Genomic DNA, 21,517 nt, shown 5'->3' on the forward strand with positions numbered 1-21,517 from the left:
GCCGTAACCGGCCGGGGCGACCGGCAGGTGAGCGATCGCTCGCGACCGCTGACGTCTCGAGCGGCCCGGGCCGTCGCGACATTGGAGGTGGCGTGCGCTGCCGTCAGGCGCGGTCGCCCGAGCGGAACGCTCGCTGAGGATGCCCTTCAGGACGTTTTTGTCCAGATGTGTGGAGCTTGCGTAGTTCGTGCTGGGCGCCTCCGCCTGGGTGGCGGGTCTGATGGCTCGGGGGCGGTCACCGGTGAGGCCCCGGGGCCGGCGTTCAGGACGGGCCCGGATGGATCGGAACGGCACAGCGGATGAGTGCATGGAGACCGAGTTGAGCTCGCGCGGGTAGCTGCAGCAGGACGAGAGGCCGACCGCCCCGGTCGCGACTGAAGCGAACGAACTGCCAACCGCAGCCCTTGGCATGGGTTAGGAGACGGAGAGATTCCTCTGAGGACAGGTTGTCGGTGCTCACCTCGCAGCGTACCCATGTCATGTCGAGACGGGCCGCGAAGTCCTGCGCCCACAACGTCATCAGCCGACCGATCTTGTCGAGCGCCGCGCTTGGGGCGCTGTAGGCGAGGGACAACTGCAGCGCGGATCCGGCCTCTTCGGTCTCCCACTGAGAAAGTGACGGGTTCCGGTGCAGACGCAGGCACCCGAGGGGGTGCCCGTCCTCGAACAGTGCGACTGCCTCCACCCACTGTTCGCTGAACAGAACACCCACGTCGCCCTCGTACGGGCGAGGCAGCTGTCGTGCGGCGAGCCACGTGGTGCGTCGGGTGACGAGTTCGGCGACCGCAGCCAGGTCCTCGTCGTTGCGCAGAAGTCGCATCTCATACGGCGGGAGGGCAGGCGCGTCGAGCTGGTTGTGCTCGGCGCGTTGGGTAGTGGGCCGCGAGTGCTCCGCCTGGGCGGGAAGGTTGCTCATCATGCGGCCCCGGCAGGCTTGCTCGCGATCTCGACGGACGGGCTGGTCTCGCTTCGACCCGCGCCGAGGAGTTCCCAGGCGTGCGCCAGCCCGACCAGGTGGGTCTCGTTGTCGGCGCCGGTCTCGGCGACCAGCTTCCTGATCTGCGGGCGGACTTCTGCCTGCGCGATCCCGGCGGCGCGGGCGATGTCTGGAGTCTCTGAGTATTTCGCGAACGCGCGAAGCAACCGCAGATCGGCCGCCGTGAGTCGGGGAACAGTGGCAGGCGCCGGCGGCGGGGCGACCTGCTTGCTCTCGAGCACGGCATGCGCGCGAGCCGCCCGGCCTCCTCGGCTGGTGATTTGGAACTTCCGGCCGATGCTCACGACGTGTCTGGCGAACGTGCCAGTGCTCATTCCCAGCTCCTGAGCGCCCTGGCTGTTGGACGCACCAGCGACGAGGCATTCGGCGACGCGCTTCTCAGTGGGCGTGAGCTGTGTGAGGGCTTCCGCGCTCTGGATCTTCACGGGCATGAGGGGCTTCCGGTGGTGAGATGGGGAGGCACGGTCTGCGATGGCCCGGCGGCGTACCGGTCGTGGTCGACGTGCCAGATGAATGAGTGGGCGATGCATTCCAGGGCCGCCGCGTGATGGGCGAGCGGCCGTGTGCTGCTCGCGGACAGCTCAGTGATCAGTTCACGCGCGACTGTGGCCTCTTCCTCGCACATGTGCGACGCCGTCTCGAACGCCTGCCGGAAGCTGAGGCGGTGCTCGGCCATGAGCACCGTCGGCAGGCTCAGCGGCGCCGCCTGCAGCCGGTCCGCCTCCCGCACGTGGGAGGCAAGGTCGTTCACCCAGCCGGCGAGATTGGCAACGGCTGTCTCCAACTGCCTGACAGGAGCGGATGCCCGCTGAGCATCGGAAAGGTCGTACGAGAGCACGATCGGAGCCGTGGCCATCAGGGTGTAGACGAAGACGGTGTAGGGGCGCATCGCGCAGTAGGTCTGCACGGTGACGCGGTCCGGCTGGGTCAGGTGGTGGGCTTCCCAGACGAGTCCGACGAGGTTGTCGCGCAGGTGTCCCGCGAGCCGGAGGTACTGGGTGGGCGTAGCCCGGGCTTTCAGACGTCTGAGGAGGTCCCGGAGTCCGGCCGTAACGGGGTCATCTGGGCCTGCCAGAGCGTTGTCGTCAGCAAGGACTCGGCTCAACTCGGCGACGCGGTCGACCAGGAGGACCGGGTCTTCGGCGGCGGTCGCTTCCCCATGGACGTCGTCGAACGCCACCAGCCACAGGAAGAGCTCGGCGCAGAGCGCGAGGCCATCCACATCGGCGTCCGGGACTGCGCGGGCGACGCCCTGGCCGGTGATGTTGCAGAGGGCGCTGCGAGCGTCGCGAGTGGCCAGGAGGTCGAATTTGTCGGTCCATTGCCGAAGGTGTCGTTCCACTGCGTCGGCGTGCGGGCTGCTGGGAAACGGTCCCGGGAACGCGGCGCTGAGGTCGGGCAGGGGCAGGCCGCGGGGCCCGGTGATGCCGGGGTGGTTCACGCTGCCTCCCGAATCGGGCGGCTCACGCGGGCCTTCGCGGTCATGCGCAAGGAAGACGGGTGGACGGTGATTTCACCGATCGGCCGGGCAGGAGCGCCAGGGGCCGGCCGCAGCCGCCATCGGGAGGCGATGAGCGCCGTAACGATGATGGCCTCAGTCCAGGCGAACGCGTCGCCCGCGCATTGGCGCTTTCCCATGCCGAAGGGGATGAATGCGCCTTTCGGCGGCTGGGGGCGCTCGGGCAGCCAGCGGTCGGGATCGAAGCGCAGAGGCTCGGGGTACAGGGCTGCATCGCGGTGCAGCGTGTATGGGCTCCACAGGAGGTCCGTCCCGGCGGGCAGGGCCACGTTGCCGAGCTGGACAGGTTCGATGGCCTGCCGGGTGACCAGCCAGGCCGGGCTGTAGAGACGTAGCGTCTCGCTGACGAGCCGGCGGGTGAAGGTGAGCTGGGGAAGGTGCGCTGCGGTGAGTGCCTGTCCGGCGAGGACCGTGTCGACCTCGTGGTGAAGTCGCTGTTCCAGTTCGGGGTGGCGGCCGAGCTCGTGGAAGAGCCAGGCCAGGACGACGGCCGTGGTTTCGGAGCCTGCGGCGAGCAGACCGGTGACCTCGGAGAGGATCTCGTCGTCGGGCAGCGGGGCGCCGGTCTCGTCCTGGGCGGCCAGGAGCAGCGAGACGACGTCGTCGTAGGCGTCGGGGTTCGCGCGGTGGTCGGTGATGATGTCCGCGACCGCCTGGTGGAGGATTTCGCCGGCTCGGGTGACCTGCCGGTTGCGGCGGGTGGGCAGTCGCTCGAGCAGAGGCACGGGCAGCAGGGCACGCCGGAGGGCGGCTTTGAAGACGGTGTCCACGCTGGTGAGGAGGGCGCGCGCGGTGTCCGGCTCGGGGTTGGAGGTGAAGGCCACGGACATGACGACGCTCTGGGCGATGAGTTGCATCTCGGTCTTGAGGTCGAGGTGGTGCCCGTCGCGCCAGCTGGCGATGGCCGGTTCGGCGGTCTCGCGCATGGTCTGGACGTAGCCGTTGACCCGCTCTCGGTGGAACGCGGGCTGCATCAGGCGGCGCCGTGCCAGGTGGCGTTTGCCTTCTGCGACCGGCAGCGCGTCCTGGCCGAACAGTTTCAGCTTCTCGAAGAGCAGTCCCTTGCTGAACTGGTGCGACTTGCTGGTGAGCATCTCGTGGATGAGTTCGTGGGAATTGACCACGGTCAACGACTTCGGCCCGATCGTGATCCGGACGATCGGACCGGCGGCCCGCAGGTCCTGCAGGAAGCCCAGCCGGTCCCTCAGCAGGGGGATGGCGTGCCCGATGAGCGCCTGGCGCCCTGGCGCGATCGGGGGAAGGTTCACCGGTGCAGTCATGAGGCTGTTCCCTCCGTGTCTCGCTCGCCCCCGGGCGCGGTGGGTTCGGTTTCGCGGCGTGCGCGCAGCAGTTGGAGCGCGGCCATCACCTCGGCCTGGATCATCGCGTGGGGGGCGTAGAGGGTCTTGTCGTGCCAGAGTGCCGGATGCCGGTGGCCGGGTGTGCGGCTGGCTGCCTCCAGGACTGTTTCGGCTCGGTTCAGCGCCCGGTCGGCTCCCGGCTGATGGAAGACGGTCTGGACGCTGAGGAGGATCTTCACCGCGTAGGCGGTTTCCTCCGCGGTGCCGCTCCACACACCCCAGGAGCCGTCGTCTCGCTGGGTGGCCACGACCCAGTTGGCGGCCGATCGCAGGGCGGTGCGCGCGGCGGGCCCGCCGTGGCGGGCGAGGGCGGTCACGCACCGCTCGGTGGCGTAGTACGGGGAGGCGTGCCACTTGTCCGCCCAGGCGCCGTCCGTCTGCTGCTGGGCGAGCAGCCAGTCGGCCACCAGGTCCATGCGGGGCCGGTGGGCGGCGCCCGCTGTGGGCCGGCATCGCGCGTAGGCGTCCAGGGCCTGCAGTGCGTGGGCGTTCGCGGTGATCGAGCCGGTGTCCTCGCCGACGTAGCAGTCGAAGTGGGTGCCGGACCAGAAGGCGTCCAGCGGGGCGAGGTCACGCGGTTCGCCGGCGAGGGCGGCCACCAGCACCGCCATGGCTGTGTCGTCAGCGTCGGGCATGAGGCCGGGGGCACCGCGGACTCCGGCCGCGTCGTAGAGGTCGTGTATCCAGGCGCGGACGGTGGCCCTGCATGCCGGGGGTAGGCCGGGACCGGCGAGTGCGGCGGCGACCCAGAGCCGCTCAACCGTCCTGAGTGGCGCCGCTTCCGGGAAGAGCCCGCCGTAGCGGCGGGCCACCGTCCTGAGTTCCGTGACGGCCTTCTCGCTTCGCCTGGAGGACGGGGTGGTGGCGATCCATGCGGCGGTGGCGGCTGGCGAGCTGCCGAGCAGCCCGTGCGGCGCGGGGACAGCGCCCTGGGGGATGTGGCGGAAGACGCCCTCGAAGGTGTGGTGGAGTTTGAGGGGGACCCCCTCCGACCGGCAGCGCTGTGCGACCTGCTCGTGCCGACGGGCGAAGCCGTGCGGTACGTCCAGGCGTGCACCCCGCGACCACGGGCCCAGGGAGGATGTCGCCTCGATCGTCTGCCGGCCCAGGTGTTCGTTGATCTGGGCGATCAGGCTGGGCACGAGGATCTCGATGGCCGCCGTGTCCGGCCACGGACCGGCCGGCGGCAGCTCCAGCACTGCGGCGAGCCCGGCTGCGGCGGCCGCGGCGAGCTGTTCGCGCCCCGTACCGCTGGGGGTGTCGGAGCGCACGGCGGACAGGAGGGCTTCCACCGCGCTGAGGGTCGGCAGCAGACGGTACGGGGCGGGGCCCTCCCCCCAGCTTCCGTCCTTCATCTGCTGTTCCAGCAGCCACGTGAGCCGCGGCCCGTGTCCGGGCAGCCCGGGCGCCAGGGAGACAACGCGGGCCGTCTCGTACAGCGAGGCGCGGACGCTGCCCCAGGAGTCGTGGTCGATGTCCGTCACGAGTCGTACGGCTTGGGAGCCGTATGCGCGGGACGCGCGCCGTATCAGGTCGCTCCTCATGCCTGCCTCACCGTGGCTATCTGCGCTATCTCGCGCAGTGCCTTGGTGGCGGCCGCGGGCAAGGGCGCCTGGTCCAGGACGGACAGGGCTGCCTCACGTCGGGAGGTGATCATCTCTTCGACGTGTTGCCGGGCGTGCGTCCGTTCGAGGACGGCACGGACGCGGAGGATGTCGTCGTCGGTGAGGTCGGGGCTGCCGACCAGCGTGCACAGGAGCTGCTCCTCGGCGGCCGTGGCGTCCCGGAGTGCGAGCGCCATCAGCACGGTGGCCTTGCCCTCGCGGATGTCGTCCCCGACCGGCTTGCCGGTCTCGGCTGGGTCGCCGAACACGCCAAGGAGGTCGTCGCGCAGCTGAAACGCTTCTCCCAGCGGCACGGCGAAGGCGCTGCATGCATCCAGGACGCCCGGTGTGGCCCCGGCCAGGACGGCGCCGAGGCGCAGCGGCCATTCCACCGTGTACTTCGCGGTCTTGTAGCGCACCACCCGCAGCGCAGCCTCGACGTCATCCGACAGACAACCGGTCGACAGCAGGTCCAGGTACTGGCCGTACACCAGCTCGCTGCGCATCGTGTCCATCAGCGGTGAGATCCGCGTCAGTGCCTCCCCGCTGAGGCCGTTGTGAAGGAGCTCGTCCGACCACACGAGGGCCAGGTCGCCGAGCAGGATGGCCGCGCTCAGACCGTGTGCCTCGGCTCTGGTGCTCCTCCCGCCGCCGACGATGTACGCGGCGGCGAGTGCGCGATGGGCGGTCGGCCGGCCCCGGCGCAGCTCGCTGCCGTCCATGACGTCGTCGTGTATCAGCGCGAACGCCTGGAACAGTTCCAGGGCGGCGGCCATGTGCAGGACACCGTTGTTGTCGCCCTGTCCTTCCCCGGCGTGCCATCCTGCGACACACAGCTGCGGGCGCAGCCGCTTGCCGCTTTGCAGGAGGCGGCTGAGCTCGGTGGTCAGCGGGGCCATCTCCGGTCCGAGCGCGAGGCGCGCCTTCCGGTCGAAAAACGCGGTGAGGATCGCATCGATGTCGGGCCGTTCGGTGGACAGGTCCGGTGTGTCAGCAGCTGGTGCGTGAACCATCAGCGGGCTTACCCCCTGGTCTTCAAGAACCGTCATGGGCGGATTCCCTTTTCCTCGAGGACGGACAGGGGGAGGAGTCCCGGCTCGCCATGTGGTGGTGGGCACCGGTGTGCTGTGGTGAGTGCGGGTCGAAACAGCGCGGCTCGCCGCCGGGATGCGGCGTGCGTTGGGATCAGGCGGGGACTGGTGGGCGACCCGGTGTGGGGCGCGGCGGGGCGCTGGGGGTGCGCGTCTGGGGTGTGGCTCGCTGTGCCTGCGGGGCGAGGGGGGTGAAGCGGCAGGGCAGGGCCGTGAGAAGGCGGTAGAAGGGCCCGGGCTGGTAGGTGAGTTGCTCGCGGGGGACGGCGAGCTGGATGTCGGGCAGGTAGGAGACAAGCCGCTCGATGGCTGTGGCCGCGATGAGCAGGGCGATCCTGCGGGCCGGGCAGGCATGCGGGCCTGCGGCGAAGGCGAGGTGGGCCTTGATGCCGGAGCGGTGGCTGCCGCTGGAGGCGTTGGCGTGGGGGCAGGTGTTGGCCGCGGCGTAGGAGATCATGACCGGGGCGCCGGCGGGGATGCGGATGCCGCCGAGGTCGACGTCCCTGCGGGGGAAGTGAAGGCTGTACATGGCCAGCGGCGGGTCGTTCCAGAGGGCCTCGTCGATGGCGGCCTCGATGGTCAGGGTGCCGGTGGTCAGGGTGCCGCGGTAGCCCTTGTCGGACAGCAGTCGTACCAGGGCGTTGGTGATCAGGCCCGCCAGGGTCGGGTACGCGGCACCGTCGGTGATCACGATCTGTTCCCCGACGTTCTCCGCGGACAGCTGGTTGGGGTGGTCGATGAACCAGGAGGTGAGGTCCGGCCCGCGTCGGGCGAGTTTCGTGCCGAGGAGCGTCTTGAGGTAGGCGCCCAGCGCCTTCTCGCCCTCGGCCTTGGCCGCCAGGTCGGTACTCATCAGCGCCGCGAGGATCGCGTGGAGTTGCGGGGCCTGTTCGTCGAGGCCGCCGAACAGCGCGTTCAGGATCATCGGCGGCAGCTGCTGCGCGTACTGGCCGACGAGGTCGGCTTCGCCGGTGGGGGCGAAGTGCTGGAGCAGTGTGTCGGCGAAGCGCAGCGTCACATCGCGGACGTGGCGCGAGTCGAGGAGGGCGAGGCTGTCGGTGATGACCCGGCGAAGGTGGGCGTGCTCCGGGCCGTCGGTGAAGAAGAGGCTGTGCCGCCATTCCACGTTGGGTCTGACGGGGCTGTTCTGCGGCACGAGGTGCATCCAGTGCCGGGAGTCCTTGGACCAGGTGTCGGTGTCCTGGAGAAGGGTGAGCGCCGTCTTGGGGTCGGTGACCACGTAGACGTAGACGTTGGGGTCGATCTCGCCGACGCCGACCGGTCCTTGCTGTCGCAGCAGGTCCCAGCTGCGCTGGGGGTCGGCGGCGTGCTCGGGGCCGTACAGCGGCACGGGAGGGGCGGGGGCGGGCGTGCTCATGAGGAGGCGTCTCCGGCGAGGGTGATGAGGTGGGCGGTGAGCGCGATGAGCGCGTCCAGGGTGGAGTTCTTGTCCCGGGCGTCGCAGACGACGAGAGGGGTGTGCTCGGCGAGGTCGAGCTTGTCGCGCAGCGTGTCCGGTTCGACGCTGCGCGAGTGGGGGAAGGCGTTGACGGCCACCGTGTAGGGCAGGCCACGTTCCTCGATCAGGTCCATGACCTCGAACGACTCCTGCAGCCGCTCGGTGTCGACCAGGACCAGGGCGCCCCAGGCACCCTCGGCGAGGTCGTCCCACAGCGGCCTGAAGCGGTGCTGGCCTGGTGTGCCGAACAGGTACAGGATGACGCCGGCCTGTTCCAGGGTGAGACGCCCGAAGTCGGTCGCGACGGTGGTGGTCTTCTTGTCCTGCAGCCCGTGATGGGCGATCTCGTCGGTGCCGACGGCGGCCGTGGTCATGACCTCGTCGGTATGCAGGGTCGGGATCTCCGAGACCGTGCTGATCGCAGTGGTCTTTCCGATCCCGAGCGGGCCCGCAACGAGGATCTTGATCCGCTCGTGGGGTGCTTCAGGCAGGTAGACCGGCGTTGAGGGCAACGCTGGGCTAGTCCTTGAGAGCGACGAGTCCACTTCTCACCCTTTCCAGGAGCTCCTTCGTGGCCGGGGCGGCAGCACCAGGGGCGGCCTGGCTCGGCCCCTCGGCGCGCAGCAGCCCGTCGTCTATGAGTTGTGTGGCGAGGACCTTGCACGCGCCGACCGGGATATCCAGGTAGGCGGCGGTCTCGGCGACGCTGAGCGCGCCCTTTTCCAGCAGGGAGAGCAGGCGCTGGTGTCCCGGCGAGTGGTCGGGGCCGGGGGGGACACCGGTGGCGTACAGGGCTGTCAGGCCCTGGAGCGTATTGCGGGTGGGGATACCGCAGCCGCCGGTTGCCAGGTAGCTCGGCACCATCCGGCGCCCCACCTGGCCGCGGGTCATGACCGCGTGTCACCGGCGTCGCGGGCGGGAACCGACATGAGTTTCTCGCCGACCTTGCGCGCCTGCCGGGCGGCCAGGCCCGCAACGACACCCATCGGCATGTCCTGGTCCCCGACCACGACCAGGAAGGCGTTGTAGCCGGCGGGCATCATCATGCACGTGCCGAGCTCGGTGATGGTCGTGATGGTCTCGATGGGGTTGTCGACGGGGTTGTCGGTGTCGGGCTGCAGCGCTGCGTTCGTCGTGGCTCGGATGGCGCTGAGTACCGAAGAGCTCATCGCCGCCACGCCTTCGGCCCGGTCGCGGGGCAGGCTCTCGGATGCGGCGACCAGCATGCCGTCGCTGGACGCGACCACGACGTGCCGCACCTTGGAGATCTCGAGGAGGGGCTTGAGCACCAGGGAGTAGTCGTCGTTCTTGATGGCGCGGTCGTTGTCGGTCACGTGGCGTCCTTGGATTCGGTGTCGGTGCGGGCAGCGTCGAGCCCGTGCTGGAAGTCGCTCCACATGGCCCCGGCTTTCTCGGGATCGGGCGTTCGCGACGCGGGTGCGGGCTGCGCACTGGCTGACTCGAGCGGTTGCTTTCGGTGGCGCTGGGGCAGTTCGGAGCCGGAGGCCGGAGCGGGCGCGGCGTGAGAAGCGGATCGCTGGGGCCTTCGTGGGGGTGGTGCGGGCAGAGGGGCCATGGCCGAGACGGGGTTGGTGCGCTCGTCGATCTCGACCAGCAGGTGAGGCGGGATGGAGAGCACAGCTCTCACCCCGTTGTAGGGGGACGGCTGGTCGATCGAGACCGTGAAGCCGTGGTCGGCTACGAGTCGCCCGATCGCGGCGAATCCGAAAGCCGGCGGGTCTCCCAGTTGGGTCAGCAGCAGGTCCTGTGATCCCTCGCCGGATACCAGGCGGGTGCCGCGGGCGCGCTCTTCGGCGGTCATGCCGGTGCCGGCGTCGTCAATCTGGATGCTGACGGTGCCGTTGTCCGTCTGCAGCAGCGTGACTGTGACCTTGAGGTCGTCGTTGGAGTGCTCCAGGGCGTTGGCCATCAGTTCGGCGCAGGCCACCGCTATCGGTTCGGCCGCCCGGCCGACGATCCCAACGTTCGTCGCCCGCAGGTTGGAGACGATCTGGATGCGTTCGTATCCGTGCAGGCGGGACTGAGCGCCAGTGACCACATCGGGCACGTGGGTGTCTTTGCGCACGTGGCCCGGCCACCCTCCGCCGGCGATCGCGGCCTTCTGTAGATGGCGGATGATCTGCTCGTTGAGATGGTCGATCCCGAAGAACGCATTCAGCAGCTCGGGGTTGTCGTTCTTGCGCTGCAGTTCGTCGATGACGTCCTGCATCCGGTTGGCCACCGACTGCGTGTGTGCCGAGGTTCCACGCACCGCCGACCATGCCGCGGCATCCATACGTTGGCGCTGGGTCAGGATGGCGTCGGCGAACTGAGCGAGCACGTTCTCGATCAGCTTGCCGCTCTCGGTCAGGGACAGGCGCGAAGAGAGCGGTCCGGGGATCGGGTAGTGGGTGCTGACCAGGTGCTGGGCGTACGCGGGGAGCCGGGATTGGACCAGGTGCCGGATCTCTTCCCGGAGCGCTGCCTCGCTCGCCTCAGCACGGTCGGCGCGCTCAGCATGCGCCTGCGCGGACCTGGCGAAGGCGGCACGGGATCGCGCCATCAGCACCGTGGCTATGGCGCCGGCGGTCGTGGTGGCGCCGAGCGCCACGGCGGCGGCTTCGGGGATCGCAGTCACGGTCAAAGGTCCTCGGGGTCTGAGCCGTCTCCCCGAACGTCGGGCGGTGAGGTCAGGTTCACCCGGGGGATTGCCTGGCGTTCGAAGAGACGGCGGCTAGAGGTGGACGGGGCCAGGGTGGAGCTCACGTGCTCCCGCGAGCCGACCTGAGCAGGACCACGGGTGATGCCAGGGCATCAACGAGGTTCTCGGGTCGACCACTTGGAAGCTGATCAACAGCCTGCCGTGCACGTCGGCTGTCCGACCAGACGGTCTGGCTGTCATTTCGGTGGTCACTTTCTCGGGGACACGAGGCATCGCTCTGGCTCCCCATATCCATTCATATAGGCATGACTTGCACCGCCCGGCGGACTGGTGGCGGGGAAAGTGACGTCTGAAATGACAGTCGTCGTACCTGGACTTCACGATCGGACAAATGCCACGGTGAGAGCGGGGCCGGCCAGAGCCGCGAGCTACCCCGATTCCCTGCGCCCTGACCTCGAAGCCGTGTCGCGAGCAGTCGAGGGGGCGCCCCAATCATCGCGATGAGAGCGAGCCCCGTCGTGACCGCTTCACACTTGCCCAGGCGACGCCTGATCGCCGGATGGGACGAGCACCCTCTGGGTGTCGGCTGCCGGCCCATCGGCGGGCCGGCTACCAATCAGGACGCCGCTGTCGGATGGGCGCCCGTAGCCGACGACATCGCCGTCGAGGCACTCCTGAGCGCTCATGCTGAGGGCGCGACCGTCTTCGACACCTCCGACATCTACGGCATGGGCCACTCGCAGAGACTGCTGGGACGGATGCTCGCCCAGGTACCCCGTGACCAGGTCCGTATCTCCTGCACGGTCGGTGCGTTCAAGGGCACCGGCCTCAGCGCGTGCAGCCCCCTCAATCTGCACGGACAGGTGGAGCAGAGCCTGGAGAACCTGGGCGTGGACTACCTCGACGTCCTGACCTTGACCCATACAGACTTCGGACCGCGCGACCGCTACCTGGACGATGCGCGGGAGACCCTGCAGGCACTCCGTGACCAGGGCGACGTCAAAGCGATCGGGCTACGAGCCCCCCGTCGGCTGGTCACTCGCTCCACGGCCTGCCAGTCAGGCTCCCGTGACCACGAGAGCGGGCGATTCATTTACCTCTTCCAGCACATCGGGCCGGAGGTGATCTCTACATCGATCAACCCACTCGACCGGCCGCTTCTCCCCGGGAACGCGCCAGCAGACAGCGAAGGGGAAGAGGACATCTTCAGCTTCGCCCACCGCCACGGCGTCGCCACCATGACCTACAAGCCCCTTGGCCAGGGACTGCTCACCGGGAAGTACGGCCCGGACTCGGCCTTCCTGCCCGGTGACGTGCGCTCCCGTATCACCGCGCCGACACTGGAGACAGTGCACAAGCACCTGCGTCCGCTGCGAGAACGCTTCGGGGCAGATCCCCAAGACCTTGCCCGTATCGCTCTCGCCCACTGCCTCCGGCTGTGCCCGACCTCCATTGTCCTGGCCGGCATCTCCAACCCGCACCAGGCGTCGGCGAACTTCCAGGGGCTCAACACCGAACTGAGCGATGAGGACTACGACTTCATCGGGTCCGTGTACGCATCCCTGCGTGAGGAGCTCTACAGCTCCCAACAACCTGCGGTGTCCAGGCCCTCCGCGCTTCGAATGTCACCACTGGACCAGATGACATGAACCCGTGGGTGACGATCGGACCAGACCAGCTCTGGTGACCAAAGCCACCGACGTCGACGGCGTGCACCTGGCCGAGGGTGAGCAAATGCGGCTGCGCGGATACCGCAGCGCCACGCTGGCCGTCGACCTCTCCTCCCAGGCCCTCACCTCCAGCCCTCAGATGCCGGAGGATCCACCCCCTTCCCAAGGACCAGTGCCGTGACCCTCGCGACTCTCCCGCCAAAGAGCATCCTCGGTCTGCCGACCGCCGGCCACCCCGCGGCTCTCGAGCCGCGGCCGGTCGGACCCGGATGGGATGTCCTCCTCATGCCCACACGCCTCGCCCACCTCGCTTTTCACACCTTCGCGAGGTCAACAGCGTCAGCCTCTGCCCTGGGCTGGATCTTTGCGCACGCAGGCCAGTGCGGGGTTTTCCTGCCCGAGAGCTCCGACAATCCCGCTTGGCCGCCGGGCACGACCTACCTCAAGGCGGGCGCGAACGTCATGCTCCCCCCGCTCGACGCCGAACCGGCGCGGGACAGCGGCTCCGGGTGGGTGAGCCAGAACGGCAGCCCTCTGAGCCGGCCCCTGCTGGTCCATCCCGTCCTCATGGCTCTCGCCGCTGGCCAGCACGGCCTCACCACTGCTCCCCGGCAGTGCCGACCGTGACCGCGGCGTGCCGTACCGAGTCGCCGGGAAACGCCGCCTCGGACAGTGCCGAGCACGCCGAGCAGATCCTCGCAGCCTGACCAGGAGACCCCCGTGACAGCCCCCAGCCCCCGGGCCACACCAAACTCGCTCACACGGCAGAGCCCCCTCTACATTGCCCCATACGAGAATGAGTTCATCTGCGATGTCGACGTTCGCTTCGACGAGCGCGGACACATCTACTTCCTCGACGAACGGCCCGAGGACCGCGACGTCGACGGCCTGCTGTGGGAGCGCTGGGCCGGAACACCGACCGGCGCGCTGGACTGGGCCGCACACCACCCGGGGCGCCAGTGCGAGGTGATGGACGGACGACCGCTGTGCGGGGTCTGCAAGGGTGACCCGGACCGCGACGAGCGCGGAACTTTCTGGCTCCTACACGCCGATGAGAACACCCAGGGACTCCTGACCTTCCCCAGCAGCATCACGACCGCCACGCCCGCGGTCTGCATCCCGTGCGCCCAGCATGCACTGCAGGCGTGCCAGGAACTCCAACGCGGTTTCATCGCCCTGCGTGTCCGCGAAGCCCCGGTCATCGGCGTGCGCGGCACCCTGTACTCCCCCACCGATCCTCCGCTGCCCAATCAGGTCGTCCGCTTCGGGGATGACGCCCTGCACCGGCTGGTCGCCCGCCAGCTGATGCGCGAGCTGATCAACGCCGAACTCGACGAAACCACCCTTACAGCGTCTGACTTCCCCACGGCCTCGCCGGCCGAGGTCGCACTGTCGGGTCCCGGCCCGGTGTGGGGGTGACCGAGATGCGCAAAGCAGCACTCTTCGACCTGGACAGCACCCTCACCGACCACGCGGCGGCATTCGCCAGGTGGGCGGAGGAGTTCGGCTCTTCCACCGGCATTCCACCGTCCGTGCTGATGAGAGCCGAGACGTGCCATGCCGGCGCCCGCCACGCGTTTTTCGCCGATATCAAGTCCACCTTCGGGCTCCGGCGATCCATCGCCTCCCTGCACGCCGACTACCGGCGACGATCTGCCGAGCTCGTGCCCTACCGCCCCGAGGTCTGCACCGCGATGCAGCAACTCAGGGATTGCGGCTGGGAACTGGGCGTCGTCACGAACGGCTCTCCCGATGCGCAGCGCCTCAAGCTCGAAGTCGCCCGTCTGACCCACTACTTCGGCTCGTTCGTGATCTCCGGCGAGTACGGCGTCCGGAAGCCGGGCGAAGCCCTGTTCCAGGTCGCATTGGACGAGCTGGGTATCAACGACCCTGCCCACGGGGTGATGACCGGCGACTGTCCCATCGCCGACATCAGCGGTGGCCAGCGTGCAGGCCTGCGCACCGTGTGGATCGCCAACGGACGTACACGCCGTGACCTCGATCCGAGACCCACCCATGTCGCGCAGAACGTGGTTCAGGCAGCCGACTGGCTGCGCGGCAACTCACCTCGTTCCGCTCCCCGCTCTTCCCTCTCTCTTCTGGGCGGGTGAATCGGCCGTGCGAGGCAAGGACATCGCCCGGCTGACCACCTTCGCGATCGCCATCGCGGTGATCGTCACCGCCGCACAGCTGCCCACACCGCTGTAATCCGCGCCGTAGAAGGCCGCACGTCATCGGCTCCGCCGGCCTCACCGAGCCCCCATGGCGCCCGCCGTCCGCAGGCGTCGAGCCGCACACACGACAACCACCGCGGTCCCCCGCAGGACCATCGAACAGAACGGACTTCCATGGCTGGGCGTACCGAGGAACGCGATGAGCACCAGGCTTCGCTCCCCGCACTCGCAGGAGCCGCCCGATGAGTCTGAACGCCATTGCCGAAGACTTACGCCCAAAAGGCGCCGCTCCTGCCCGGAATTCCCCAGGCGGCAGCTCCATGGCCCCCAGGGACGTCGTGGTCGTGACCACCGACCGCATTGACCGAGCCTGCCATGACGCTCTGAAGTCCCACTACGAGCGCCACCCCGACCTCGCGGTCGTGCTGGTGGCCGACCTCGTCGGCGCTCACGACATCGTCGCTGTCGCGCCGTACGGCGTGGCAGCGGTGGTGCGCACCGCCGAGCTACACGATGACCCGGACCTCCTCCAGCGCGTGAAGGCCTTGGCCGCCGAGGGCGGTCACCGCCTCCCGACTGGACTGGGGAGCTGCATTCGGACCGCCGCGGCCGAGCCGACGCGTCAGCAAACGCTCGGGCAGCCCGGCACCCTCTTAAAGCCCGCGGAACTCGACGTCCTGCTCCTCGTGGCTGAGGGGCTGACGCGTACGGGCATCGCCCGGCGGCTCGGACGAAACCCCGAGCAAGTCCGTTCCACGCTCAAGAACATCTTCATCCGGCTGGGCGTACACCAGCGGGCCGCGGCAGTCGCCTACGCCGCCCGCGCGGGCCTTCTCTGGGCCCTGGCCGACCAGGAGGCGCGGTGAGTACACCGCCCCCTCGGCCGGCACACGCCGGAGCGCTCGGTGCCGCCACCTCGGCACCGGCACCCTCGCTACGCCACCACCGCAGCTTCCAGACGTACTGGCTCGGCGAGGCAACGGCCCTGGCCGGCTCGTCGGTCTCTGCCGTCGCCCTTCCCGTGATCGCGGCAATGGAACTCAATGCCACCCCGAGCCAGGTCTCCATGCTCGCCTCCGCCGTGATGGCGCCCGGGTTCCTCCTCGCGTTGCCCGCCGGTGTTGCGGGCGACCGCTGCTCCAAGAAGCGGCTGATGGTGGGCACGGACCTGGCCGCGGCCGCGGCCATCGCGGTGGTCCCCGCCTGCTGGGCCGCCGGAACGCTCTCCATGCCGGTCTTGTACTGCGTGGCCCTCCTATTGGGGGCGCTGACGGTGCTGCACCAGGCTGCCGCCATCGCCATCGTGCCCGAGCTGGTGGAACCGGACCTGGTGCCCGAGGCCAACGCACGGGTGATGGCCGCCTTCGCCGTTGCCGGATCCGCCGGCACCTACGGCGGGACCGCCGCAGTCAGCCTGCTCGGCGCTGCCCGCTGCCTGCTCCTCGACTCCGCTTCCTACCTGATCAGCGCCTGGTGCGCCTCACGCATCTCCACCGCCCACGCCGACCGGCATCCGGCCCGGCCGCGCCCCGGGGTGATCACGTTGATCCGTGAGGGCATGGCTCACGTGCTGCGGGATCCGCTCCAGCGGCCCCTGGTCCTGACAATGGCCTACCACGCGTTCGCCGAGGGCATCGTCGTGACGTACTTCGCGTACTACCTGCTGACCGAACTCCACTACGGCAATACCGGCCTCGGACTGGTGCTGGGCGCGGTCGGGGCGGGCAGTCTCGCGGGCGCCCTGGTCGCCGGCCGGCTGGTAGACCGGATAGGGCCCGGGGCCGTCCTGCTCCTCGGCTTCGCCGCGTACCCGATATGCGGGACGCCGATCCTTCTTGCCCGCTCCGGGCACGGCTGGTTGATCGCCTTGGTGACCGCCGCTGCCCTTCAGGCGGTGGCGGTCACGGCGGCCGCGTCCACACAGAGGTCGCTCCGCCAACAACTGTGCCCACGTCACCTTCAGTCCCGTGTCCAGCAGACCTCCGTGTGGCTGGTCGCCGGGGCCCGCCTTCTGGCAACCGTGGCGGCGGGCGCCGTCGCCGCCGTGGTCGGTGTGTGGGCGGCGCTGCTGACCGGCATGGTGCTTCTCCTCGGTCCGGTGGCCCTGCTGTGGGTCTCCCCTGTCCGCCAGCTGAAGGTCATGCCCGGCACCGCTACGGCGCTGCCCGATCCCGCCAGTCGATCGCTGGAGGAAGGCAGAGACCGTGTCCACTGATCGCGCCCGGCACGACGCCGTCTCCTCTCCCGTGCGGCAGGGGCACAACCTGCGCCGAGCCTCCTCCATGTCCTGTGTCCCCGCCTCGAAGGAAACTCCCGTGAAGGTCTCGGGCCCCCCGGCCACCCGCTCCATCCCGCGTCGCGAGCAGCAGTCCTGCTTCCCGCGACGGCACCCACGCACTGAACCCCGCGGAGAGGTACCGGGAACTGCTCTGAGCGACCTGCCCTTACGCATATCGGTGACGGTGGCGGAGCTCCTTCTCGCCTTACGGGTGCCCCTTCCCGGATTCGTCACGGCCGGACCGTACGCCGCGTTCCACGACGCCCGTGTGCGGCCCCGACCGGTCCGTGCGTGGGGCGAGTTGACGACGGCGGGAGGCTCGGCATGAACGCCGCAACGGCGCTCCCGCGTCCCCGTGCGGCGCAGTCGCACCTGGGCGCGCTGCGACGCACGCAGCTGGAGACGGTCCTGCGGGACGTCGCGGGCGAGACGCGGTTCGCGCTCTACGTCCTGGTCGGCCCCCGGCAGGATCCCGCACCCCGTCTCGCCGTTGCACAGGCCCTCGCGACACGGCACGGCTGGACGGTCGCGGACCGCACCTTCGACCTCACGGGGCCGACCCACCCGGCCACGAGACCACAGTTCGCCCGGCTGCTTGGCTCGGCCCGGCGACGGGAGATCCACGGCATCCTCGCCGCCTCTCAAATCGACATCAGCGACGACGACAGGGAGTACGCCGCAATGCTCGCCCAGATCCGGGACGCGGGCGCCGCGCTCGCCCTCGCGCGCGAGGAGAACGTGCTGTGACCCCGCCCAGAACGCGCGCAGCTGCCGTGACGACACCGAGCCCGAAGCCACCCCCTGAGCGCCTCGACCTGCCCGTCATCGAGACGGGCAAGAAGCTGACCGGCGCCAAACGGGAGAAGTTCGCGAAGAAGGTGGTGGCCGCCTACCGCACCCCCGGTCGCCGGGTCACCATCCGCGAGATCTGCGAGGCGACGGGGCGGTCCTACGGCGCCATCCACTCCGTCCTGAGCGAGGCCGGAGCCACCAGGCACGGGCCCCGCACGGGCGGTGCGGCAGGGCAGGTGAAATCGTGAACGGCCCCCGCCAGCCCGCGCCGGGCTACCCCGCTCTCGCCGAGGACCTGCTGGGCCGCCAGCAGCGCGCCAGGGAGCACTGGCGCACGCCCGGCGCCGACCGTCTGGCCATGACGCCGGACGCGCTCGCGGCCCTCGACCAAGCCCAGCAAGAAAACACCGCCGGACTGAAGCGGATCGTCGAACGGCTCGGGCAGTGGCCCGGCCGCAGCACCGTGGGCCCGGAAGCCTGCCAGGCCGCCGTGAACATCGCGGTGCACAGCGACCACAACCCGGCGCTCCAGCGAACGCTGCTGAGCCTGCTCCGCAAGGCCGTGGAAGTTGGCGACGCCACCAGCGCCCAACTCGCCCACCTGCACGATCGCTGTCTCGTCAACGCCGGACAGGCCCAGGTGTACGGCACCCAGCACTGGTACCGCCCCGACGGCCGGCTCGAACCGCACCCGATCACCGGCCGCGCCCAGCTCGACACCCGCAGGGCCAGTGCCGGCCTGCCGCCCTACGACGACCAGGCCCGCGGTCTGCGCGAGCGCCACGGGCCCCACGCCTCGTTATCCGTCTCCGCTGCAGCGGAGCCCGCCCCTCTGCCCGAAAGGCACGCGGCATGAACGCAAGCACGATCACCGCGCTGAACTGGAACGTCGAAAAGGGCATCAACTGGGAGAAGGCTGCTGCCTGGGTGCAGCAGCAGGACCCGGACATCTTCTTCCAGCAGGAGGTCCAGCCCGGACAGCTCGACGTCCTCGCCGAGCGTCTGGGCATGGACGGGTACATCGCCGTCCACCGGCCCGGCAGCAACAACGACAACGCCATCTTCCTCAAGCGCGGCGGCCCGCTCTCCTTCGCCGAGGAGTACGAGCAGAGCTGGGCCCCCTGGCACGCCCCGGCCAACATCGCGGTGAAACTGCGCGACGACGACGGCGCCCTCAGCCCACGGCAGATCAGCTGCGTCAGCGGGCACGCCTGCTACTGGTCCGCCGAGTACCGGCTGACCGAAGCGAAGTGGTGCTCCACCCTGGCCAAGCCCGGCTGGCTCGCCCTCCACTTCTGGGACTGGAACAGCTACCGCGCCGACGAGGGCGGTCCGTGGGAGGACTACGACGACCTCGCCTTCGTAGCCAACCGCACCTACTTCGAAGGCGGCCGCCGGCACACCGACGACCGCCCGGACCGCGAGATGCTCGCCGCCGGATACGTCGAGATGGGCCGCCACGCCGCCGAGCACCTCGGTCAGCCGGATGCCCTGAACCCCTCCTCCGGCTACCGCGACCACCCCGGCCGGCCGAAGGAACCCAGGTACTGCATCGACCGCGGATACCTCAGCGCGGAACTCGCCCCCGCCCTGGCCAGCTTCACCGTCTGCGACACCCCGGAACTGCGCCGGCTGTCCGACCACCTGCCCCTGCGCGCCAAGCTCGACGTGGCACAGTTGCGCTCCATCCTGCACCGGCCCGCCGCGATGTATCAGCCGCACGACAACCGGCACGCCGCGTCCGCCCACGGCCACCACCCGGCTGCTGCCGGCGGTGCGGCATGACCATCACCGTTCGGCTGGGCACGTACAACCTGCTCAACGGCGGCGGTGAGCGCTGGCGCGCCCAGGCGGAGTTCCTGCGGGCGCAGAATCTGGACGTCCTGTGCCTGCAGGAGGCGAAGAGGTGGGACGAGGGCGGCTATGCCCGCATGCTCGGCTTCGCCGAACTTCTCGGCATGCAAGCCCAGTTCGCCCCGTCCAACAGCCACAACTGCCACCTGGTCACCCTTTACCGGTGGCCCCGCCTGCGGTGTACGGCGTTCCACCCCGATGTCGCAGAAGGCACCTTCCACCATGCCGTCTCTCGCGCCCACCTCACCGTGGACGGCCACGAACTCACTGTGCTCAACACTCACTTGGCCCCCTTCAACGGCAGCAGCCGCTCCCGCGAAGCGGACTGGCTGACCGAATACGGCGCCGCCGGCCGGCGCGTCGTCCTGGCCGGAGACCTGAACGTCCAAGGCATCGTCGACGAGGAGCTGGAGGACTGGGGAGTCATCCCCGCCGAACTGCACTCCCGCCACCGGGCGCAACTGCCCGACGGCAGCTACGGGGGCAGTGACCGCCTAGCGATGGCCAAGCTCGTGCACGCCGGTTTCACCGATCCTGTCGCAGCGCTCGGCATCCCGGTGCCCCGCACGGCCGGCTACTGGAGCGACGCCGAGCGGTGGGACCACCGCTCGGATCACATCCTCCTCGCGCCGGACCTCGCTGCCGCCCTGACCGGGTGCGAGGTCCCCGATACCGAGGAAGCCCGGGGCCTGAGCGACCACCTGCCGTTCATCGTCACGCTCGAACTGCCGCAGGTGGAGGCAGCATGATCCACTTCAGGTGCCCTGCCCCTTGTGCCGCCCTCAGTGCCCGTGTGGCAGACCAGACGTGGCTGCGGGCGCGCTCCGGCCGGGTCAGCCGGGCGTGGAGACGACCGGACTCTTCTGGTGTCGTCGTGCTGAGTCCGATCCCGGCCGGGGCGTCCCGGCCCGTCCAGTTCATCACCCTGTACGAGGGCGCACGACTGTCCCGGCAGTCCCTGACCTCGCGTCGGCCCTGCGGTGCCTGGAGGTCTTCGCCGACAACACAGTCGCCGAGGTCTCCGACCGCGCCCCGGCCCCCTTCGGCCACGCGATCTTCCACTGCGTCCTCACTCTGCCCGGTGAGCCCCGCCGCTGGATCCACCCACCGTCGAGACCACGAACAGGGATTGCCGTCTGTGACCAATGAAGTGCGCATCGCCTGCTGGAACATCGAGCACAACGGCCGCGGCCGGAGCGGAGGTGACGACCACCGCGACCTCGCCCGAGACATCCTCGCCTCCATCGAACCGCACATCGTGCTGCGCCAGGAACTGACCGGCGCGTGGGACCGCGGGAAGGCCGACCTTTACGCCGAGGCCAATCGGCTCGGCGGCCTTGTCCCGTTCATGCCCGCGCCGAGGGAGGGGCGCAGCAAGAACCCGGTCGGCGTCATGGTCGACCCCAGCCTGTTCCTCATCGACGGCTATTTCGAGCACGACCTGCCGTGGAAACCGATCTGCAACCCCCGCGTCCGCCTCAAGGGCTGCTCCAAGTCGCTCGACCTCGCCTCGGCGCACCTGTGCCACTACGACCCGGACCTGCGCGCGACCGAAGCAAGGCGGCTCACCACCCTCGCCGACCACGGCCGCAGCGCCCTGGTGGGGATGGACGCCAACAGCTACCCGCACCAGACAGCGCTGGAGTCCGTGGCGCTCCCGGACTGGGACACGGTCGAGGACCGCATCCACTTCCAGCACCGCACCATCGAGCGCGACGGTCGGCGCGTCTCGGACACCCGGCCGGACGAGACCCTCTCCGGCGGCAACCCCGTCTTCACCGACCTCGGCCTGCACGCCGGCACCATCCTCGGCCAGCCTGGCGCCCTTGCGGCGACGGCGAGCCTGAAGCGCAACGATCAGGGTCCCGCCCAGCGCATCGACCGCATTTACTGCACCCCCGACCTCGCCCCAGCGCTCCTCGCCTTCGACGTCCTGGCCACCGACGACGTGCGGGAGGTGTCCGACCACGCACTGCTGGTCGCGCGCTTCGACCTCGACGTCCTCCGCCAGGCCCTCACGCCCGCCCGCTGACACTTCGACCTCTGGGGGAAAGCT

The 21,517-nt window shown here is 69.6% G+C and carries 23 protein-coding genes; 12 read left to right on the plus strand and 11 right to left on the minus strand.

Annotation, left to right across the window (positions count from 1 at the left end; genetic code table 11):
- Positions 1-262: 262 nt before the first annotated feature.
- The 11 genes from ABZ281_RS00465 to ABZ281_RS00515 all read right to left on the minus strand — a co-directional run bounded on the left by ABZ281_RS00465 (position 263) and on the right by ABZ281_RS00515 (position 10,642).
- The gene (locus ABZ281_RS00465; RefSeq protein ID WP_356650609.1) at positions 263-919 is read right to left on the minus strand and encodes a hypothetical protein; all 657 of its coding nucleotides are present in this window, start codon (positions 917-919) and stop codon (positions 263-265) included.
- On the minus strand, positions 916-1,422 hold the full coding sequence (locus ABZ281_RS00470; RefSeq protein WP_356650611.1) for a LuxR C-terminal-related transcriptional regulator: 507 nt from the start codon (positions 1,420-1,422) through the stop codon (positions 916-918). Before ABZ281_RS00470 ends, ABZ281_RS00465 begins: the two co-directional genes overlap by 4 nt.
- On the minus strand, positions 1,419-2,438 hold the full coding sequence (locus ABZ281_RS00475; RefSeq protein WP_356650613.1) for a hypothetical protein: 1,020 nt from the start codon (positions 2,436-2,438) through the stop codon (positions 1,419-1,421). The genes ABZ281_RS00470 and ABZ281_RS00475 overlap by 4 nt, the downstream gene beginning before the upstream one ends.
- Positions 2,435-3,796 (minus strand): cytochrome P450, encoded by a 1,362-nt coding sequence (locus ABZ281_RS00480; protein ID WP_356650615.1) that lies wholly within the window; start codon positions 3,794-3,796, stop codon positions 2,435-2,437. The genes ABZ281_RS00475 and ABZ281_RS00480 overlap by 4 nt, the downstream gene beginning before the upstream one ends.
- Positions 3,793-5,421: a prenyltransferase/squalene oxidase repeat-containing protein gene (locus tag ABZ281_RS00485; RefSeq protein WP_356650617.1), complete on the minus strand. Its 1,629-nt coding sequence runs from the start codon at positions 5,419-5,421 to the stop codon at positions 3,793-3,795. Before ABZ281_RS00485 ends, ABZ281_RS00480 begins: the two co-directional genes overlap by 4 nt.
- Positions 5,418-6,530: a polyprenyl synthetase family protein gene (locus ABZ281_RS00490; protein ID WP_356650619.1), complete on the minus strand. Its 1,113-nt coding sequence runs from the start codon at positions 6,528-6,530 to the stop codon at positions 5,418-5,420. Before ABZ281_RS00490 ends, ABZ281_RS00485 begins: the two co-directional genes overlap by 4 nt.
- Positions 6,531-6,666: 136 nt before the next feature.
- Complete coding sequence (locus ABZ281_RS00495) at positions 6,667-7,950, minus strand: cytochrome P450 (protein WP_356650621.1); 1,284 nt, start codon at positions 7,948-7,950, stop codon at positions 6,667-6,669.
- Positions 7,947-8,543 carry an ATP/GTP-binding protein gene (locus ABZ281_RS00500; RefSeq protein ID WP_356650624.1) on the minus strand — a complete coding sequence of 199 codons (597 nt, stop codon included), beginning with the start codon at positions 8,541-8,543 and terminating at the stop codon, positions 7,947-7,949. Before ABZ281_RS00500 ends, ABZ281_RS00495 begins: the two co-directional genes overlap by 4 nt.
- A gap of 7 nt (positions 8,544-8,550) precedes the next feature.
- The gene (locus tag ABZ281_RS00505) at positions 8,551-8,922 is read right to left on the minus strand and encodes a DUF742 domain-containing protein (protein WP_356650626.1); all 372 of its coding nucleotides are present in this window, start codon (positions 8,920-8,922) and stop codon (positions 8,551-8,553) included.
- Entirely contained in the window at positions 8,919-9,365 is a 447-nt protein-coding gene (locus ABZ281_RS00510) for a roadblock/LC7 domain-containing protein (protein WP_356650628.1), read from the minus strand. Before ABZ281_RS00510 ends, ABZ281_RS00505 begins: the two co-directional genes overlap by 4 nt.
- Positions 9,362-10,642 (minus strand): ATP-binding protein, encoded by a 1,281-nt coding sequence (locus ABZ281_RS00515; RefSeq protein WP_356650631.1) that lies wholly within the window; start codon positions 10,640-10,642, stop codon positions 9,362-9,364. The genes ABZ281_RS00510 and ABZ281_RS00515 overlap by 4 nt, the downstream gene beginning before the upstream one ends.
- Before the next feature lie 584 nt (positions 10,643-11,226).
- Here ABZ281_RS00515 and ABZ281_RS00520 point away from each other — a divergent pair.
- From ABZ281_RS00520 to ABZ281_RS00575, 12 genes are all read left to right on the plus strand, one after another.
- Positions 11,227-12,342, plus strand: a complete 1,116-nt coding sequence (locus tag ABZ281_RS00520) for an aldo/keto reductase (protein ID WP_356650633.1) — start codon at positions 11,227-11,229, stop codon at positions 12,340-12,342.
- Between the two features lie 34 nt (positions 12,343-12,376).
- Positions 12,377-12,544, plus strand: coding sequence for a hypothetical protein (locus tag ABZ281_RS00525; RefSeq protein WP_356650635.1), 168 nt, complete (start codon positions 12,377-12,379; stop codon positions 12,542-12,544).
- A 539-nt stretch (positions 12,545-13,083) separates the two neighbouring features.
- A complete protein-coding gene (locus tag ABZ281_RS00530; protein ID WP_356650637.1) occupies positions 13,084-13,782 on the plus strand; it encodes a hypothetical protein in 699 nt (232 codons plus the stop codon).
- 5 nt (positions 13,783-13,787) lie between these two features.
- A complete protein-coding gene (locus ABZ281_RS00535; protein ID WP_356650669.1) occupies positions 13,788-14,474 on the plus strand; it encodes an HAD family hydrolase in 687 nt (228 codons plus the stop codon).
- Positions 14,475-14,857: 383 nt separating this feature from the next.
- Entirely contained in the window at positions 14,858-15,403 is a 546-nt protein-coding gene (locus ABZ281_RS00540; RefSeq protein WP_356650639.1) for a LuxR C-terminal-related transcriptional regulator, read from the plus strand.
- Positions 15,400-16,752, plus strand: coding sequence for an MFS transporter (locus ABZ281_RS00545; RefSeq protein WP_356650641.1), 1,353 nt, complete (start codon positions 15,400-15,402; stop codon positions 16,750-16,752). Before ABZ281_RS00540 ends, ABZ281_RS00545 begins: the two co-directional genes overlap by 4 nt.
- 387 nt (positions 16,753-17,139) lie before the next feature.
- A complete protein-coding gene (locus ABZ281_RS00550; RefSeq protein ID WP_356650643.1) occupies positions 17,140-17,562 on the plus strand; it encodes a hypothetical protein in 423 nt (140 codons plus the stop codon).
- Entirely contained in the window at positions 17,559-17,855 is a 297-nt protein-coding gene (locus ABZ281_RS00555; protein WP_356650645.1) for a helix-turn-helix domain-containing protein, read from the plus strand. The genes ABZ281_RS00550 and ABZ281_RS00555 overlap by 4 nt, the downstream gene beginning before the upstream one ends.
- Positions 17,852-18,463 (plus strand): DUF6624 domain-containing protein, encoded by a 612-nt coding sequence (locus ABZ281_RS00560; protein ID WP_356650647.1) that lies wholly within the window; start codon positions 17,852-17,854, stop codon positions 18,461-18,463. The genes ABZ281_RS00555 and ABZ281_RS00560 overlap by 4 nt, the downstream gene beginning before the upstream one ends.
- On the plus strand, positions 18,460-19,392 hold the full coding sequence (locus ABZ281_RS00565; RefSeq protein ID WP_356650649.1) for a hypothetical protein: 933 nt from the start codon (positions 18,460-18,462) through the stop codon (positions 19,390-19,392). The genes ABZ281_RS00560 and ABZ281_RS00565 overlap by 4 nt, the downstream gene beginning before the upstream one ends.
- Positions 19,389-20,210 carry an endonuclease/exonuclease/phosphatase family protein gene (locus tag ABZ281_RS00570; protein WP_356650651.1) on the plus strand — a complete coding sequence of 274 codons (822 nt, stop codon included), beginning with the start codon at positions 19,389-19,391 and terminating at the stop codon, positions 20,208-20,210. Before ABZ281_RS00565 ends, ABZ281_RS00570 begins: the two co-directional genes overlap by 4 nt.
- A 389-nt stretch (positions 20,211-20,599) precedes the next feature.
- Entirely contained in the window at positions 20,600-21,493 is an 894-nt protein-coding gene (locus ABZ281_RS00575; protein ID WP_356650653.1) for an endonuclease/exonuclease/phosphatase family protein, read from the plus strand.
- The last annotated feature ends 24 nt before the right edge of the window (positions 21,494-21,517 follow it).

The organism is Streptomyces sp. NPDC006265 (assembly GCF_040613555.1).
GTDB lineage: Bacteria > Actinomycetota > Actinomycetes > Streptomycetales > Streptomycetaceae > Streptomyces.

Excerpts from the sequence above, each read along its gene's own strand:
- ABZ281_RS00570 (WP_356650651.1), top strand. The coding sequence starts at position 19,389 with ATGACCATCACCGTTCGGCTGGGCACGTACAACCTGCTCAACGGCGGC.
- ABZ281_RS00540 (WP_356650639.1), top strand. The coding sequence starts at position 14,858 with ATGGCCCCCAGGGACGTCGTGGTCGTGACCACCGACCGCATTGACCGA.
- ABZ281_RS00495 (WP_356650621.1), bottom strand. The coding sequence starts at position 7,950 with ATGAGCACGCCCGCCCCCGCCCCTCCCGTGCCGCTGTACGGCCCCGAG.
- ABZ281_RS00480 (WP_356650615.1), bottom strand. The coding sequence starts at position 3,796 with ATGACTGCACCGGTGAACCTTCCCCCGATCGCGCCAGGGCGCCAGGCG.
- ABZ281_RS00565 (WP_356650649.1), top strand. The coding sequence starts at position 18,460 with ATGAACGCAAGCACGATCACCGCGCTGAACTGGAACGTCGAAAAGGGC.
- ABZ281_RS00485 (WP_356650617.1), bottom strand. The coding sequence starts at position 5,421 with ATGAGGAGCGACCTGATACGGCGCGCGTCCCGCGCATACGGCTCCCAA.
- ABZ281_RS00490 (WP_356650619.1), bottom strand. The coding sequence starts at position 6,530 with ATGACGGTTCTTGAAGACCAGGGGGTAAGCCCGCTGATGGTTCACGCA.
- ABZ281_RS00550 (WP_356650643.1), top strand. The coding sequence starts at position 17,140 with ATGAACGCCGCAACGGCGCTCCCGCGTCCCCGTGCGGCGCAGTCGCAC.
- ABZ281_RS00465 (WP_356650609.1), bottom strand. The coding sequence starts at position 919 with ATGATGAGCAACCTTCCCGCCCAGGCGGAGCACTCGCGGCCCACTACC.
- ABZ281_RS00505 (WP_356650626.1), bottom strand. The coding sequence starts at position 8,922 with ATGACCCGCGGCCAGGTGGGGCGCCGGATGGTGCCGAGCTACCTGGCA.
- ABZ281_RS00535 (WP_356650669.1), top strand. The coding sequence starts at position 13,788 with ATGCGCAAAGCAGCACTCTTCGACCTGGACAGCACCCTCACCGACCAC.